This window comes from Candidatus Hydrogenedentota bacterium (assembly GCA_016791475.1).
In the GTDB taxonomy this organism is placed as follows: domain Bacteria; phylum Hydrogenedentota; class Hydrogenedentia; order Hydrogenedentales; family JAEUWI01; genus JAEUWI01.
Genome location: JAEUWI010000097.1, coordinates 1 through 16,645 on the forward strand (window position 1 = coordinate 1; position 16,645 = coordinate 16,645).

At 60.5% G+C, this 16,645-nt stretch carries 11 protein-coding genes; 6 read left to right on the forward strand and 5 right to left on the reverse strand.

What is annotated here, in order from left to right:
* Window positions 1-164 precede the first annotated feature (164 nt).
* The 4 genes from JNK74_27675 to JNK74_27690 all read left to right on the forward strand — a co-directional run bounded on the left by JNK74_27675 (window position 165) and on the right by JNK74_27690 (window position 5,188).
* A complete protein-coding gene (locus JNK74_27675) occupies window positions 165-1,232 on the forward strand; it encodes an amidohydrolase family protein (protein MBL7649971.1) in 1,068 nt (355 codons plus the stop codon).
* Window positions 1,233-1,356: 124 nt separating this feature from the next.
* Window positions 1,357-2,532 (forward strand): Gfo/Idh/MocA family oxidoreductase, encoded by a 1,176-nt coding sequence (locus tag JNK74_27680; GenBank protein MBL7649972.1) that lies wholly within the window; start codon window positions 1,357-1,359, stop codon window positions 2,530-2,532.
* Window positions 2,533-2,849: 317 nt separating this feature from the next.
* Window positions 2,850-4,037, forward strand: a complete 1,188-nt coding sequence (locus tag JNK74_27685; GenBank protein ID MBL7649973.1) for a Gfo/Idh/MocA family oxidoreductase — start codon at window positions 2,850-2,852, stop codon at window positions 4,035-4,037.
* A 125-nt stretch (window positions 4,038-4,162) separates the two neighbouring features.
* Entirely contained in the window at window positions 4,163-5,188 is a 1,026-nt protein-coding gene (locus JNK74_27690; protein ID MBL7649974.1) for a Gfo/Idh/MocA family oxidoreductase, read from the forward strand.
* Between the two features lie 842 nt (window positions 5,189-6,030).
* On the opposite strand, the gene JNK74_27695 is transcribed toward JNK74_27690, so the two are convergent.
* Both JNK74_27695 and JNK74_27700 read right to left on the reverse strand, forming a co-directional pair.
* Complete coding sequence (locus JNK74_27695; protein ID MBL7649975.1) at window positions 6,031-6,459, reverse strand: hypothetical protein; 429 nt, start codon at window positions 6,457-6,459, stop codon at window positions 6,031-6,033.
* 30 nt (window positions 6,460-6,489) lie between these two features.
* On the reverse strand, window positions 6,490-8,103 hold the full coding sequence (locus JNK74_27700) for a long-chain-fatty-acid--CoA ligase (GenBank protein ID MBL7649976.1): 1,614 nt from the start codon (window positions 8,101-8,103) through the stop codon (window positions 6,490-6,492).
* 53 nt (window positions 8,104-8,156) lie between these two features.
* Here JNK74_27700 and JNK74_27705 point away from each other — a divergent pair, with 53 nt between their 5' ends.
* Window positions 8,157-8,375 carry a hypothetical protein gene (locus tag JNK74_27705; protein MBL7649977.1) on the forward strand — a complete coding sequence of 73 codons (219 nt, stop codon included), beginning with the start codon at window positions 8,157-8,159 and terminating at the stop codon, window positions 8,373-8,375.
* Window positions 8,376-8,418: 43 nt separating this feature from the next.
* On the opposite strand, the gene JNK74_27710 is transcribed toward JNK74_27705, so the two are convergent.
* The 3 genes from JNK74_27710 to JNK74_27720 form a co-directional block, all read right to left on the reverse strand.
* The gene (locus JNK74_27710) at window positions 8,419-9,984 is read right to left on the reverse strand and encodes a hypothetical protein (GenBank protein MBL7649978.1); all 1,566 of its coding nucleotides are present in this window, start codon (window positions 9,982-9,984) and stop codon (window positions 8,419-8,421) included.
* 341 nt (window positions 9,985-10,325) lie between these two features.
* Window positions 10,326-10,481 (reverse strand): hypothetical protein, encoded by a 156-nt coding sequence (locus tag JNK74_27715; protein ID MBL7649979.1) that lies wholly within the window; start codon window positions 10,479-10,481, stop codon window positions 10,326-10,328.
* Window positions 10,482-10,837: 356 nt separating this feature from the next.
* Window positions 10,838-12,601 (reverse strand): hypothetical protein, encoded by a 1,764-nt coding sequence (locus tag JNK74_27720; protein MBL7649980.1) that lies wholly within the window; start codon window positions 12,599-12,601, stop codon window positions 10,838-10,840.
* A 798-nt stretch (window positions 12,602-13,399) separates the two neighbouring features.
* On the opposite strand from JNK74_27720, the gene JNK74_27725 reads away from it, so the two are divergent.
* Window positions 13,400-16,540 carry a hypothetical protein gene (locus JNK74_27725; protein MBL7649981.1) on the forward strand — a complete coding sequence of 1,047 codons (3,141 nt, stop codon included), beginning with the start codon at window positions 13,400-13,402 and terminating at the stop codon, window positions 16,538-16,540.
* Window positions 16,541-16,645 lie beyond the last annotated feature (105 nt).

The window sequence follows — 16,645 nt, forward strand, 5'->3', positions numbered from 1 at the left end:
ATGGGTCGTATGGGTCGTATGGGTCGTATGGGTCGTATGGGTCGTATGGGTCGTATGGGTCGTATGGGTCTTATGGGTTGCGCGCGATTTGAACTGTTTTTTCGATACCTTGGTCCGATACGCCCCATTTTTCACTCGAATCTGTGTTCTGTCAGGAATCCTCAATGACCACCATCCCCTTACACCATGTTTACACCTACAACGACGTCGACCGCGCTTTCTGGGCGGAGCATCTGGAGGACTGGGTGCCCCGGCGGATTCTTGACTGCCATGTTCACATGGCGGACCCGCGCTTCAAGATCGAGACCATCACGGAGGAGATGCGCAGAGACTACTGGGTCAACGAACTTTCCCATGCCGAAGATCCCGACTCCGCCGAGCGCAATCACGCCATCGTGTATCCCGGTCGCGAAGTGAGCGCGCTGGCCTTCACCGTGCCCAATTTGAGCTGGGAAGTGGAGGGGGCCAATCTGGATTTGATGCCCCGGGCCCTTGCGAAGGGCTGGCATACCCTGGCGGTGGTGCGGCCCACGTGGCGCGCGGAGCAGATCGCGTGGTGGCTCGACCAGCCGGGATGCATCGGCGTGAAGCCCTACTATTCGCTCATCGGCTACGATGCCACCTCGCGCGACCGCTATATTGAAGCGAGTATTTTCGATTTTCTGCCTCACCATCAATTCGAGGTGCTCAACGAGCGGGGAGCCTGGGTGACGATGCATGTGCCCAAGGCCGACCGCCTGGGACATCCGGACAACATTCGCGAGGTCCAGGAGATTCGCTCGCGTTATCCCCGCGTAAAGCTGGTGATCGCGCACCTTGGTCGCAGCTACACCCTGCCTCATGCGCAGGAGGGTCTTGCGCCGCTGAAGGAGGATCCGGGGCTGTACTTCGACAACTCCGCCGTGCTCAATCCGGAAGTGCATCGCTATGCGCTGGAGACGATTGGCCCCGAGCGGATCATGTACGCGACGGACAATCCGATTTTCTACATGCGCGGTCGACGCCAATGGTCGGGCCGAACCTACACCAACCGCACAAGCCACGACTTCTACTTCAACAAGGTGCGCGAATCGCCCGAGATCGAGGCGCAATACACGCTGTACATGTACGAGGCGATGAAGGCGCTCAAGGGCGCCTGCGAAGATCTCGGAATCGATCGTGCGCAGGTGGAGGCGATGTTTCATGGCACCGCGGCGCGATTGATTGGCGAAATTGATGCGGGAAAGTCTTGACAGCGTGTCGAAGATTTTGTATCGTTGAGAACATAAATTAACACAATCGAACATCTTGATGGCGCGCCCGATCCGGGCGAACGAGGAGCCAGAAATCATGAAGCCCGATTCACGACGCAGCTTTTTGAAACAGTTGTCCCTGGGGGCGGGCCTGGCCGGTGTGGGGGGGGCGGCCTTTGGTGCGGAGGAGAAGATTCAGGGCTTCGACGAAACAGCCACCACGGTGCAGCAGGGCAAGGTTTGGCAGCCCATTTCTGATCGCAAGGTGCGCGTGGGCATTGTGGGCTATGGCGTGTGCCGCTTCGGCGCGGCCTTCGGCTTTCAGGATCACCCCAATGTAGAAGTCGCGGCGGTGAGCGATCTCTTTCCCGAGCGCTGCGCGGAACTGGCGAAGGCGTGCCGCTGCGAGAAGACCTACCCGTCCCTCGAAGAAATGGTGAAGGACGACACGCTGGAGGCGATATTCCTGGCAACGGACGCGCCCAGCCATGCGCGGCATGCGATGCTTGCGTTGAACCACGGGAAGCACGTGGGGTGTGCGGTGCCGGCGACCTGGGGCTCCCTGGAAGAGGGGCAGCAGTTGTACGACACGGTCAAGGCGACCGGAAAGAACTACCAGATGTTCGAGACGTCGGCCTATCACGACGATTGCTACGCCATGCGCACGCTGTACAACGCCGGGAAGCTTGGGCGCATCGTTTACAGCGAAGGCGAGTATTACCACTATGTCGATACGCCCATCGACTCCTACAAGGGCTGGCGCATCGCCTGTCCGCCGATCTGGTATCCCACCCACTCGACGGCTTACCACGTGGCGGTGTGTGGCGAGCACTACACCGAAGTTTCCTGCATGGGCCTGCCGAGCATCCTCGCGGATCGGGCGAGCGGGGAGAATCAATACAAAAATAAATTCGGCACGCAGATCGCCCTCTTCCGCACGAGTGGCGGCGGCATGTCGCGCATGCTGGTGAGCCTGGATTCGCCGGGCTACGGCGGCGAGGTGGGCCGGGTGCGGGGCGAGAAGGGCTCGGTCATCGGGACGACCTATCAGGGCCTGGAGGACATCAGCGGTCTTGAGCTGGCGAAGCCGCCCCTGCCTTCGAGCGTGGACCCCGGCGGCCACGGCGGCTCCCACGGTTATCTGACGGAGGAATTCATCACGGCGATTCTGCAGGAGCGCCGCCCGCTGATTGATATCGCCTGGAGCCTGAACATGACCGTGTGCGGAATTGTGGCCCACGAGTCGGCATTGAAGGATGGGGAGCTGTTGAAGATTCCCCACTTTGAATCGCTGGCTTGAAAACAATGATTTGCACCACGAAGACACGAAGAACACGAAGTATGAACGCAAATTGAATAAATTGGACTGAACCACGAATGGACACGAATTTACACGAATAGGAGAGACACATCGCCCAGTTTTAGCGAGTTCGAATGCGAATACTGAACTGGAACCCGGTTTCTTATTCGTGTGGATTCGTGTTCATTCGTGGTTGAATGATTTTTAGACTGTGCATGCCTGTCTCACTGCGATAAGCATCTAGCGGTTGTATTCCGAAACGAACATAACACGGGTGCCGAAGTAACCGACGCCCGACACCCCATAGGAGCACTATCATGAGTTCACGCCGCAGCTTTTTGAAACATCTTTCCCTGGGGGCTGGTTTTGCCGGCGCCAGCGGCTTTGCCTTTGCGGCCGAGGAAAAGATTCAGGGTTTTGATGAAACCGCGACCACGGTGCAGACGGAGAAGGTCTGGACGCCGGTGTCCGACCGGAAGGTCCGCTTTGGCATCGTGGGCTATGGCGTGTGCCGCTTCGGCGCGGCCTTCGGCTTTCAGGATCACCCGAATGTCGAGGTGGTGGCGGTGAGCGACCTGATCCCCGAGAACTGCAAGGGCTTGGCCGAGGCCTGCCGATGCGCCAAGACCTATCCCTCGCTGGAAGAACTGGTGAAGGACGACAACATTGAAGCGGTGTTCGTGGCGACGGATGCGCCGAGCCATGCGCGCCACTGCATCGAGGTGTTGAAGCACGGCAAGCACGTGTGCTGCGCGGTGCCGGCTACGTTCGGCTCGCTGGAAGAGGCGGAAGAGCTTTACAAGACGGTGAAGGAGACGGGGCTGAACTACATGCTTATGGAGACATCATCGTTTCACGATGATCTGTACGCCATGCGGCTGCTGTTTCAACAGGGTCACTTCGGCCGAATGCTTTACACGGAGGGCGAGTATTACCACTACATGGACGTGCCCATCGATTCCTACAAGGGCTGGCGCATCGGCCTGCCGCCGCAGTATTACCCTACGCACTCCAACGCCTACCACACCTGCGTCACGGGTGAAAGCTTCACGGAAGTTTCCTGCATGGGCATTCCGAGCATCATCGATCACCTGAAGCCGGAGAACAATATCTACAAGAATCCGTTCGGCACGGAAATCGCCATGTTCCGCACGAGCGGCGGCGGCATGTCGCGCATGGCGGTGAGCTGGGACACGCCCGGCGTGGGCGGCGAGATGGGCCGGGTTCGCGGCGACAAGGGCACGATGTACAACGGCCAATTCCAGGGCCTGACGGATATCAAGGGGATTGAACTGCGCAAGCCACCCCTTCCCCCGACGGTGGACCCCGGCGGCCATGGCGGTTCCCATGGCTACCTCTCCAACGAGTTTGTTCACTCCATCATTGAGAAGCGCCAGCCGCTGGTTAACATCAAGTGGGCGCTGGACATGACGGTGGGCGGTATCGTGGCGCACCAGTCGGCGATGAAGGACGGGGAGTTGCTGAAGATTCCGCAATTTGCGTGACAGGACGGATTAGACCGACAGGACGGATGGGATCGCCGGGCAATAACCGGCGGTCCCCTTTCTTATCAGAAGCAGGGCCTGCGCAGCCTCGCTGTGTTTGATTCAACCTTGTTGCTGCGCCTATCATGCCCTTTGCAATCGCACTCAACCCCAAGGAGTTTTCCATGAAATCAATTCTCGGCGTATGCCTCGCCGCTGTGGCCGCGGTGGCGGCGCCCGTTTTGGCGGATGACATCAAGGTCGGCATCATCGGGCTGGACACGTCCCACGTGATCGCCTTCACCAAGCTGCTGAACGATACGACGAATCCCGCGTATATCCCCGGCGCGAAAGTGGTCGCGGCGTTTAAGGGCGGCAGCCCCGATATCGAATCGAGCCATTCGCGGGTGGAAGGCTACACGGCGGAGTTGGAAAAAGACTTCGGCGTGAAGATTGTTCCGACCATCGAAGAACTCTGCACGCTGGTGGACGCCGTGCTGCTGGAGAGCGTGGACGGGCGCCCCCACCTGGAGCAGGTGAAGCCCGTCTTTGCCGCCGGGAAGCCGGTGTTTATCGACAAGCCCGTCGCTGGTTCCCTGAAGGACGCCATCGAGATTTACAACCTCGGCAAGAAGCACAATGTGAAGTGGTTCAGTTCGTCGTCCTACCGCTACTACGACTCCATGGTCGCGCTGATGAAGGAAGACGTGGGCACGATTCGCGGCGCGATTTCCTATGGGCCCAGCACGCTGGAGCCGACCCACCCGGATCTCTTCTGGTATGGCGTTCATGCGATGGAGGCGCTCTATACGGCGCTGGGCACGGGCTGCGTCAGCGTCGTGCGCACGTCCACGTCCGACACGGATGTGGTGACGGGTGTGTGGGCCGATGGCAAGGTGGGCACCTTCCGGGGCCTGCGCAACCAGGCCTCGCCCCACCAGGTGATCCTCTTCGGCACGAACAAGGTCGCCTCGCAGAATGGCAGCGGGGACTATGCGCCGCTGGTCCGCGAGATCGTGAAATTTTTCCAGACCGGCGTGGTGCCCATTGACCCGAAGGAGACCATCGAGCTCTTCGCGTTCATGGAAGCGGCCGACGAGAGCAAACGGCGCGGCGGCGCTCCCGTGACGCTGGAGGAGGTGATGAAGGCGAATGGCGGGCCGATTGAGTAAATCCTGGGCGTCGCTTCGTTGCTTTTTGTGACGGTCGTGCTACGGCGGGGTCGCGGTGTATCTCCCTGGCTGTGATGATTCCGATGGGGGGCGCGAGGGTGACCCCCTATAAGATAGGATCCCGCTTCGCTCGCGCCCACCACGGCGGGTCTTCGACCTGGGCTACGATATGCCGTCCCTGCGGGACTAAAACCCAACGTGGCTTTACATTCAATCCACTGCGGCCCCTTTCAGGGGCCTTCCGCATACCACCGGTTCTACCGGTGGTTACTGATTCCAAATGTACTTGTCCAGCATGCCTGCGGAACAAGGATCTCGGACATTCATGTCTGAGGCATATTGGCCGCTGTTCTGGACACGCTCTTGAAACTTGCAGGAATGCTTGACGCAATTGCGTCATGATTTCGGCAATTAAGAGACGCCCGACTCGCGCTTCGTGCCATTCAATACCAACGTGGGCTCTGCCTCGGACAGGAATGTCCGAGATCCTGTGTGTCGCCCTTTCAGGGCTGGTTATTTATATTGGTCTTACCCAGGGCGTTGCCCTGGGCTATGCTGTGTTGCCCCTTCGGGGCGGAAGAGGGCGGCTATGCTGGAGCGTCATGTTGCGGGGTTGGGGAATTATGAATTATGAATTGTGAATTGTGAATTATGAATTGTGAATTGTGGACGGCAGGGATTCGCCAGCGCTCCCAGCTTTGCGTGTGGGATTTTCTTGCGCTGGGTGGCGACGTTGGACGGCAGGATAGCCGCGCGGGTCTGATGGTGCTTTTGTGTGGGGGGGGCTTTGGGGTGACCGGCGGTGTGTCGCGCTTCTCCTGGTGTCGTGGCGCTGCTGTCCTTTAGAAGCCTACGGACATGTACCAGCGGATGCCTTCTTTTTCGAAGCGGGCGAGGACGAATTCGTATTCGCGGAGTTCGCGGATGGCTTCGTCCTGGGCGTTGAGGGTTTCGGGGTGGGTTTCGAGGTGCTGGGCGAGGGCGCGGACGGTTTTGAGTCCGGCGGCGGCGGTGAACCAGGAGAGGGCGGGGAGGTTGGGGAGGGCGTAGCCTTCGTAGCGGAGGTGTCCGGTGAGGGCGTCGGTGTCCTGGCTGAGGAAGCTGGAGAGGGGTGCGACGCCGAGGGATTTGCAGAGGGCGTTGAGGGTGTCTTCGTCGGACTGGGCGAGGGATACGCCGGGGCCGTAGTGGTCGAAGCCTTCGATTTCTCGTTCGGGGACGATGTAGAGCGCGGGGCCGTCGGGGGTGTAGTTTTCGAGGTGTTGCTGCATGCCGATTACTCCCGCTTGCGCGTTTGGGCGCTAGCCTTGGATACGTTTTTCTTTGCCTTCCCAGTCCTTTTCGCGCAACCGGAATTTTTGGATTTTGCCTGTGCTGGTTTTCGGCAGGGGGCCGAAGACGACCGTGGTCGGGGCCTTGTAGTGGGCGATGTGCTCGCGGCAGAAGGCGATGAGGGCGTCCTGGGTGAGTTCTTTGCCTGTTTTGAGGGTGACGTAGGCCTTGGGTGTCTCGCCCCATTTTTCGTGTGGGGCGCCGACTACGGCACATTCTAGCACAAACGGGTGCCTGTATAGGACTTGTTCCACTTCGATGGAGGAAATGTTTTCGCCGCCGGAGATAATGACGTCTTTGCTGCGGTCTCTGAGCTCGATGTAACCGTCGGGATGCATGACGCCGACGTCACCACTATGGAACCATCCGCCGCGGAAGGCGGTGGCGGTGGCTTCGGGGTCGTTCCAGTAGCCTTTCATGACCATGTTGCCTTGCATGACGACTTCGCCGAGGGTCTCTCCGTCGGGGGGGACGTCGTTCATGTGTTCGTCGACGACGCGGGTGGGGCCGCCGATGGCGTAGCCCACGCCTTGTCGGGCGAGGAGTCGTCCCTGGGCCTGGAAGGAGAGGGTGCGCCATTGGGGTTGCCAGGCGCAGACGGTGAAGGGTCCGTAGGTCTCGGTGAGTCCGTAGAGGTGGAGGATGTGGGCGCCCATTTCGGTGAGGGTCTGGATGATGGTGGGCGAGGGGGGCGCGCCGGCGGTGCAGATGGTGACGGGGTGCTGGAAACGGTTGGGGGCGTCGGGGTGATTGACAAGCGCAATCATGACGACGGGGGCGCCGTTGAAGTGGGTGACGCCTTCTTGCTGGATGAGCTTCCAGGCGGCGCCGGGCTCAAATTTTCGATGGCAGACGTGGGTGGCGCCGATGGCGGTGACGCCCCAGGTGAAGCACCAGCCGTTACAGTGGAACATGGGGAGAGACCAGAGGTAGCAGGAATCGGGCGTCATGGCGGTTTCGATGATTTCGCCCCAGGCGTTGATGCAGGCCCCGCGGTGGGTATAGGTGACGCCTTTGGGGCGTCCGGTGGTGCCGCTGGTGTAGTTGATGGTGATTTCTTCGTATTCGTCTTCCACCACCCAGGGGACGGGATCGGGGGCACCGGTGGCGAGGAAGTCTTCGTAGTCCTGGGTGTCGGGGATGGGGAAGGCGGGGTCGTCGGCTACGTGGATGAGGTGGCGCAGGCCGGGGAGGTTTTCGCGGATGCCGGCGACGAGGGGGTAGAACTCGGTGTCGACGAGGAGGACTTTCGCGCCGGAATGCTCGAGGATGTATTGGATTTCGGCGGGGGCGAGGCGGTAGTTGACGGGGACGATGATGCCGCCGGCGAGGAGTATGCCGAAGTGGGCCTCGAGCATGGCGGGGATGTTGGGGAGGAGGCAGGCGACGCGTTCGCCTTTGTGGAGGCCGAGTTTTCGAAGGGCGGAGGCCTGTCGGTTTATGCGGTTGCCAAATTCGCGGTAGGTGTAGCGCTGGTCGCCGTGGATGACGGCGATCTTGTCGGGGTAGACGGCGCTGCTGCGCTCGATGAACATGAGGGGGGTGAGAAGGTTGCTGTAGACGTGCTTGTGCTCTTCCATCATGGGGCGGGTGCTCTCTCGGTTGCCTTGCTGTTGCCGGAGGGGAAGTATAACGGATGGGACGGGCGGGGCCAAGGGGAAGTTGGCTGGGAGCGAGGAGCGTTAAGGGACGTAAGGGACTTAAGGGACGTAAGGGACGTAAGGGACGTAAGGGACGTAAGGGACGTAAGGGACGTAAGGGACGGAAGGGACGGAAGGGACGGAAGGGACGGAAGGGACGGAAGGGACGGAGGGGACGGAGGGGACGGAAGGAACAAACGAATTGTGCAACGTAGTGGCACAATAAAATGGGGGGCTGGAAAGCCCCCCCTCCCGTGATTACACCTTCAAAAGCGCCTTGGCTTCTTCGAAGCCTGGTGCGGGGTGGCCGTATTCGCTGGCGGTTACTCTTGCGAGGGCGACGAGTTGACCCCAGCGGTAGGCCGGGCGGGTGGCGTCGAACTCGGCTCCGGCAGTGCGGAAGTATTTCTCGGCGTGGAGGGCGCCGTCTTCGCTGGTGGCGAATTTGCGCATGAGATCGAAGACGGGTCCAGGCGCGTGGCCCAACTGGCCGTAGCGCGCGACGGCGGCGGCGGTCTGATCCTGATCTTTGGCGAGTATGCAGGCCTCGGCCTCGGCCAGCAGGGCTTCGGGCTGATCGGCTTTGACTTTTTCGAGCTGTTCGGCGAAGGGGAAGGGCTCGGCGTTGGAGCGTTCGCTTTGTCCGGCGGTGTGAAAGGCCCCGACGATGAGGCTGGCGGTGGCGTTGCGGGCGTCGCTTACGCGGACGATGTTGCGCCACGCGTTTGCGGCGTCGGATGCGTGGACGCCGACGGAGTCGCCGTGGCAACTGCCCGCGGGTTTGTCGGCATTCGCCCACTGTTCCGGGCGGCCGGGATCGTGGAGGGCGAGCATGTTGGCGGCGAGGGAGATGGCTTCACCGATGGATTCGGGGGCGAAGCCTTCGGCCAGGGCGTTGGCGGTGGCCTGTGCCGCTTCTTCCCGGGCGCCCTGGAAGATGGTGTTGGCGAGGGCGAGGGCCCAGGCGTCGTCACCGAGGTTTTGCCCGCGGGGCTTTTCGAGGAGTTTGTAGTCATCGAGCAGGCGGGGGAGTACTTCGCGGATGGGCGAGTGCTGATGGCCACGGACGTTCATGTCGTGCTCGACCTTGGTGCAATAGCGGATGGATTGGCGGAGGAGGCAGTGCCCCCATTCCTCGCCCGCGAGTTCCATGGTATCCCAGGCGCGCCAGGCGAGGACGACGCGATGGACGTCCACTTCGTCTTCCACGGCGAACTGGAGGTGATTGAAGGCCTCGCCAACGGGGCCGCTCGCGAGAGAAGCGAAGACGCGGTCGGCATGTTCGACGTCGCCGCTGCGGGAGGCCGTCTGGAGGTATTCGCCGGCGTGGGCGCCCGCCGGAATCGGATCGGCGGTCAGCGGGTGGAGTACTTCACTGGCACGCCCGCCGAATTCCTGGATGCGATTGGCGTTGCGATAGAGTACCTTGAGAACGGGGAGGGGCTGCTCGGCGATGGGGAGGGACCGGGCCATGTGCCACGCGGGGGCAAGGGCCATGAAGGTGTGGAAGCCGATATAGTCCTGTCCGCCGAAGGTGCGTGCGTTGGCGAGAGCCCCGGCGGCCACGAGGGACTTGAGGCTGGCGCCGGACTTGAGCTTCTCGATGAGGATGGCGTTGAGGCGTTCGGGCGGGGTTTCCCGCATGAGGGCGACAAGGGGTTCGAGTGCGCCAAAGTTGAGGGTTGACTCGATTTCTCCGGCGGCGGCGCTTGCCAGGCCCAAGTCGGCGGCGAGGGTGCTGCCCAAACCGGCAAGCAACATGCCTCGGCCTATGTTGCTCATGAATTCGCGGCGGGTGTTCTGGTGCATGAGGACGATCTCCATTGCCCTGGTGTGGGAGTCGGACCGCTGCCATGCTGTGCGGCAGGAAGAAAAAAGGAGCGACTCACGTGTCCTTTATCACAGTACACCCGCAGGGGGAGTCTGTCAATGGGGCTGCGAAACGAAATCAGGCAAATTGATCGCACCAACGTGGGTTGGGCTTCCAGCCTGACCGTCGTATTGTCGCGCGGTGATTAACCATCAGACGCAGCACGAGGTCACTGGCAATACAACAAGCTATCGTTGGAAAGTATCGTCGTCCAGTCAGGCGGGACGCCTAACCCACGTTGATGCACTGTTTTAAGGGTAGAGGCCAATATATTCGGCGGGGCCTGTCCCTCTTCCTAGTTGCCGCTCACCGCGAAGCGGTAGTTCCATCGGCGGTTGGGGGCGCTGTCGCCGTGGAGGCCGAGATCGGTGGCGAGGGTGCTGCCCAGGCCGGCGATCAGCATGCCCCGGCCGACGTTGCTCATGAATTTGCGACGGGTGTTCTGGTGCATGAGGACGATCTCCATTGCCCTGGTGTGGGAGTCGGACCGCTGCCATGCTGCGTGGCAGGAAGAAAAAAGGAGCGACTCACGTGTCCTTTATCACAGTACACCCGCAGGGGGAGTCTGTCAATGGGGCTGCGAAACGAAATCAGGCAAATAGATCGCACCAAGGTGGGTTGGGCTTCCAGCATGACCGTCGTATTGTCGCGCGGTGATTAGGTATGAGACGCAGCACGAGGTCACTGGCAATTCAACAAGCTATCGTTGGAAAGTATCGTCATCCAGTCAGGCGGGACGCCTAACCCACGTTGATGCACTGTATTAAGGGTAGAGGCCAATATATTCGGCGGGGCCCGTCCGTCTTCCTAGTTGCCGCTCACCGCGAAGCGGTAGTTCCATCGGCGGTTGGGGGCGCTGTCGCCGTGGAGGCCGAGTTCGGAGACGTCTTTGAAGGACTGGAGGTTGTCGGCCCAGTGGAAGTCGAAGTTGGGCGAGCCCTCGCTCTTGCCGACGCGTGCGCGGGGCAGGGCGATTTCGAGCATGGCGCCGTTTACGCTGAAGGTCGCCTCGCCCGCAGGCTTCCATTCGCCATTCTCCCAGCGCTTCAGGGTGGTGATGCCGTCGCTGGTTACTTCGTGGTTGACGATGTAGTCGTAGCCCAGCCAGCCGGTGCTTCCGTCCTGGTCGGTGTCGAGGAGGAGAAGCATCCAGTTGGGATCGGTGTGGGGCGTGATGGCCTGGGCGGTTTCGGCGTAGAAATAGAGATTCGATTCGTCGAAGGCGGCCTTGGCGCGGACGATATCATTGCGACCCGTGGCGTTGGTGTAGCGGATGTCGCCGTAGCCCAGATGATCGCGGTGGAACACATCGCCGATGGTGTCACGGAATTCGGGCTGGACGTCCTTCCAGTCGTCGAAAGCGCCGTCAATGCTGACGGGATGCTGGCCGGATGCCGTGGGGATGGGGCGGACGCCCTTGAAGCGACGCACATTGCCGGCGAGCTGGTAGTAGTAGTTGTCGGTGTGACCGCCGACCATGGGTTCGCAGTCGCGGCTGTATTCGTGGTTGTATTGATCGACGAAGAGGCCGCCGGGGTAGTAGCACTCCTCGTCGGTGTAGCCGTTCCAGTCTTCAAAGCGACCGGCGGTCCATTCGTTCCAGCCGGTGACGAAGATGAATTTTGGATCCACCTCGAGGGCACGCTTCCATTGCTCTTCGAAGTTAAGTCCGAGGTTGACCGCGCCCTCGCGGGTGTCTTTTGCGCCGTTGTGCCAGCTTCGGCCCATGGCGCCGGCCTTGAGGGACATGGCGGCGGGTCCGGGGGTGTCGGGCAGGGCATTTTGCGCCACGCCCACGCTCATCTGTTCATTTTCGCCATTGCTGTTCTTGAAGATGTGCTGCGGGAAGACTTCCAGCCAGCTCCACTGATCGGGTCCGCTTGGCCCCACCCAGTAGTCGGGCATGGGGCGGCGGAAGGTGAAGAATTCGAGCATGGCGGGATCCTTCACGAAGTCTTTGTTGGCCAGGATGAAGGGTTTGCCGTCCCACATGAACCAGAGGTCTTTCCAGAGTCCGGGCTTATACAAATCTTCCCATACGCGGTTGATGACCTCCGTGGGATCCCAGAAGGGGCAGATGAAGCCGATGTATGGCGTTTTGTTGCCCGCCGCGCGGAGGGCGGTGTACTCCTTGCAGAGGGCCTCGTATTCCGGTTTCCAGGTCATGGGCGGGTTGGTGGTGTCGAAGAGCACCACATCCACGCCCGCGTCGACAAGCATGCTGGCGTGTTTGCGGATGACGAAGGGGTCGGTCATGCGGTAGTAGCCGAGCTCGGGCTCGCCCCAGTGATTGGGCGCGCCATTGCTGGGCCATTGCACGGGGCCATCGCCCGCCGCCGCGATGAGTTTGGTATTGTCGTTGGGACCGGTGGTGATGGTGTGATGCCAGGTCCAGTAGAAGATGCCGACCCATTTTTCGGGCTTTACCGGGCCGGTTTCGTCGATGGTGGGCTGGGTGCGCCCGAGGGCATCGGTGGCGACCCAGGTGTCCGACATGAGGTCGACGGGCTGGGCGATTGCGTGGCCGAGAAGCAGGAGCAGGGCGGCGGGGAGGAGGGAGCGTCGGAGCATGGAGAAATCCTTTTGGGTACTGCGTGAGCAGACGGCGATCCGATGTGAGGATTGAGCGTCTGCGGCAATTATCCGCTGATTCACGATGAGTTTCAAGGATTCCGCTTTCTGAATCACGGAGGTCTTAGAGCAGCCGTTGGCCGCGACCAAGAGAGTTGAACCGCAAATTTACGCAAATTAGCGCAAATTGAATATGATGAAAATGAAAGAGATTTGAACCGCGAATGAACGCAAATGGACGCGAATATCCAGTTGCCCTCGACGAACGAATGCGCATGGGCCATCCCCCGCAGCGTGTTGAACGCGTTCGTTTCCGTGAATTCCCGTGAGCCTCCGTGGTCAATCCTCTTCTGATGACCACGGAAGGTCACGGAAATCCACGGAACGTTCTCTTCTCGAATTTCGCTTCCTAAGTTGTTTTATCAAATGCGGGTATAAGTGTATTGGATGAATAGACTTGCTGAAAAGACAAGATAGCGACGGATAGTCGTACGGAATAACACGGAAGACTCGGGGATCATGCGAGGCCCGTTTAATTCATTGATGGCGATTGCGTAGACTGGGGCTTTGTGAAGAAGTTCAACCTCAAAGGACTCAAAGAGAAGGACAATAGGTGTGCAATTACACTTTTGAGCTTACAACTTTTGTTTGTTCTTCACGAGCAGGTTTGTGGGCCTGAGCGTAGACCCCGTTTCAGAAACTCAGCCCCGGTTTTTCATTTGTGTGAATTTGTGTCCATTCGTGGTTAGGTTTTACTGCTGGTAAAGCTGACTGAATTGTCAGCGTATTGGAAGCCCCATGCGATTCGCGGTGATTTTTGTTTTTGGTCTACTTTCGTTGTGTGCTTCGGCGCAGGATGAGTTGCTCACCCACAGCACGGATTTTGCGAAATTGGAGCCGGCCGCCTGGGTGGCGGAGGGGTGGCGGGTTTCGAATCCCGATTCCGGGGCGTCGGCGGTGAAGACGGAGGATGGCGCGGGCATTGGGCTGGCCGTGGTGACGCCGAACAGCGCGATGGCTTGGACTGCGACTTTCGAGCCGATCTGGACGGAGCCTTTCAGCACGCTGGCGCTTTCGTATTTTGTGGAGGGTGCTCCGGCGGAGGACGGTGGCGCGTTTATCGAACTCTTTGATGGTTCGACCGGGCCGATCACGCCGGGCGCGACGAATACGGAGAATCCGCTGGCGAGCGGTGGACGGCTTTCGTGTGGGACATTGACGCCGGGGCTGCATGTGGAAGTGGTGGATCTGTCGGCGGTGGAGAAGCTCGATCGCGTGGGGGAGATCACGATTACGGTGCGCAGCGGCGCGGAGCCTGTGGTGGTGCGGCTGAATCAGGTGGCTTTTCTGGCGAAGCCGGCGACCGGTTTGAGTATGCCGGCGATTAAACAGGGCCTGAGTGTCACGCAGCCGATGTCCACGCCCCTTGTATTGCCGACGGAATCCCTGTGCGGATCGGAGGCGTTTCGCACGGCCTATGGATTAACGGATGCGTTGCTGCGGTCAGGAAGTGTGCTGGTTGATGAAATTCCATTTGGAATTGAAGGACGCGCGGCGGTCACACCGTTGGATGGGGGAGGGGCGCTGACGCTTGCGGCGGAGGGGACGGGGAAAACGCTCGCGCTGCTGCTTGCCGCACGCTTGTGGGGAAGCGATGAGGGCTGGTATTCGGAGGGGCCGATGAAAGCACGAGGGCATGCGCCCGGCGCCCATGCCTTTCGCGTGGTACTGAAGTATGGAGACGGCTCGGTGGAGGTGGTCCAGCCTCTTGCGACTGGGAAAAGTGGGGCGGGCCTGTATGCCGGACTGGCGGCGTATCGCGTTACACTGGATACGAAGAAGTCGTTGAAGGACGTTACGCTGGTGGAGGAGATGTCCTACGGCCAGGTGGCGCTTCTGGCGGCCTCTATTGTTGATGAGAACGAAGAATCCACGACGGCCGAGGTCGCAGAGATTATTGCCGCGCCCGTGGTGCAATCCGCCGCCGCAGCGCCGGAAGACCTGGTGCTGGAGCGTGCGAATCTGCGCATCGTACTGGATCGGGCCGGCCTTGTGCGGTCCTTTCAGGTGGGGACGGAGCGGCGCGAATTGATCACGGCTCCCTTTGAACTGGTGACGGTCATGGAACCTGCGGGGGCGGGGTATCCCCTGCAGTTTGTTGAAGCGATCCCGCTGCCGGAGCAGCCTGGATTGACCATTCGCTGGAACGTCGGCGATGGGAGCCGCCAACTGGAGCTTGCGCTGGTGGCCCGGGAAGACGGCGCGCTGGTATGTACCCCGGCGCTCATCAACCTTGGTGTGGAAGTTTGGACGCCCTGGGCGATCATGCCGCGCATGACGACGGTCCAGCTCAGCCGTGGGGGCGAGACGGAGTACATCCTTGGCGCGCGGAGTGCCCTGCAGGACAGCGCGCCCATCGACACGGCGGAGATTTATGGCGGGCAGTTTCCGTTGCAGTTTATGGACAGCTACGACGGGAAGCAGGGCGGTGGCCTGGCCTATATGGTGCTCGACGACACGCTGACGCGGAAGTGGTTTGAGTTTAAGAGAGGCGCGGACGGCCTGACAACGATGGCGGTTTCCTATCGGAATCTGAGTCTGGCGTCGGGCGAGCGCAGGGCGTTGCCGCCGACCGTGCTGCTGCCCCACGAGGGTGATTGGCGTGGGCCTTTTCAACAATACAAGGCGTGGGCCAGCGAGCGCTTTACCCGTACGCGGGCCAACGGCATGAAGGATTTGTTTTATTGTCGCCGGGACTATCCACTGGGCGGCACGACCTATTTGTATGACCCGGCGAAGAAGGCTTATTCCTTCGAGCGGTTGATTTCGGAGTCGAAGTGGGCCTTTGGTGGCGTGGACATGGTGGACATTTCCGGCTGGGCGTATAACGAGCAAATCGGTCGTGTCGGGACCTATTTGAAGAATGACCTGGGGGGACTGGAGGCCCTCGCGCAGGGCGTTACGGTGTCCCATGGTCTCGGTTCGCAGGTGGGGCTGTATTTTGAGGGTTACTTGCTCGACAAGCGGGCGGCCAATGCGGAGAAGGGCCAGGCAGAGTGGCAGCTCATTCGCGAGGGTATGAAGCCCGCCTGGTGGGGCGGAGACATGGAGTTTTTCTGTTGTCCCGGTGCGAAAGGCTGGCAGGACGCGCTGGCGGGGGACATTGCCGAAGTGGCGCGGGTGAGTCAGGCCGATGCAGTCTATGTGGACCAATTGGGCATCTGCGGAACGAACAAGGAATGCTGGTCGGCAAGTCATGGGCACGCCGTGCCGTCGAATCCGATTGTGGAGGAGATTGCGCTGCTCAAGCGCGTGCGGGAGGAGCTGGACAAGGTGCGGCCCGAATGCGCCATCTACATCGAGCATATTCCCTGCGACGCGATGACGCCCTGGATCGATGGGGCCTTCAACATGGGGATGAAGCATACGCGCCATGCGTTGGGGCCGACCAAGTTGCCGCTTCATCGCTATCTTTTTCCGGGGTTGCCCATCTTTGAGATGGTGGCGCACGGGATCCGTCCGATCCCGGCGGAGGAAGACGACCTGAAGCTGGCCTTTTTCCACGGCATGGGCCTGTGGCTTAAGGGGAAGGGTGCCTCGTGGTATAGCCAGGGGTTCCGCCAGCTTGCACCGAAGTTTCATGATGTGTTGACGGGGTATAAGGATTACTTCCGATCGCCGGATGCCTTACCCCATGTGGACACGTTGATGGAGGGGGTCTACGCGAACAAGTTTTCCCTGGGCGGGAAGTCGGTGTACACGATTTACAACGCGAATGCGACCACGGTGCGCGGCGCGCTGTTGAAGGTGGAGGGCGCGGTGAAGGGGACGTCGCTGCTGGATATTGCTCCCTTTGGCGTGGAGTTTGATGGGGCGACGGGGGAGGTCAAAGGGAGTTTGCCGCCGCAGGGGGTGGCCGCCATCCTGGCGGAATGGTGAATTTTGAATAGCGAATGGTGAATTGGGTGGGGTCTTATGGGTCTTATGGGTCTTATGGGTCTTATGGGTCTTATGGGTCTTATGGGTCTTATGGGTCTTATGGGT

What these genes read in the sequence shown, in the direction of transcription:
- JNK74_27675 (MBL7649971.1), top strand. Translation starts at nt 165, where the DNA reads ATGACCACCATCCCCTTACACCATGTTTACACCTACAACGACGTCGAC.
- JNK74_27685 (MBL7649973.1), top strand. Translation starts at nt 2,850, where the DNA reads ATGAGTTCACGCCGCAGCTTTTTGAAACATCTTTCCCTGGGGGCTGGT.
- JNK74_27690 (MBL7649974.1), top strand. Translation starts at nt 4,163, where the DNA reads ATGCCCTTTGCAATCGCACTCAACCCCAAGGAGTTTTCCATGAAATCA.
- JNK74_27695 (MBL7649975.1), bottom strand. Translation starts at nt 6,459, where the DNA reads ATGCAGCAACACCTCGAAAACTACACCCCCGACGGCCCCGCGCTCTAC.
- JNK74_27700 (MBL7649976.1), bottom strand. Translation starts at nt 8,103, where the DNA reads ATGATGGAAGAGCACAAGCACGTCTACAGCAACCTTCTCACCCCCCTC.
- JNK74_27705 (MBL7649977.1), top strand. Translation starts at nt 8,157, where the DNA reads ATGGGACGGGCGGGGCCAAGGGGAAGTTGGCTGGGAGCGAGGAGCGTT.
- JNK74_27710 (MBL7649978.1), bottom strand. Translation starts at nt 9,984, where the DNA reads ATGGAGATCGTCCTCATGCACCAGAACACCCGCCGCGAATTCATGAGC.
- JNK74_27715 (MBL7649979.1), bottom strand. Translation starts at nt 10,481, where the DNA reads ATGCACCAGAACACCCGTCGCAAATTCATGAGCAACGTCGGCCGGGGC.
- JNK74_27720 (MBL7649980.1), bottom strand. Translation starts at nt 12,601, where the DNA reads ATGCTCCGACGCTCCCTCCTCCCCGCCGCCCTGCTCCTGCTTCTCGGC.
- JNK74_27725 (MBL7649981.1), top strand. Translation starts at nt 13,400, where the DNA reads ATGCGATTCGCGGTGATTTTTGTTTTTGGTCTACTTTCGTTGTGTGCT.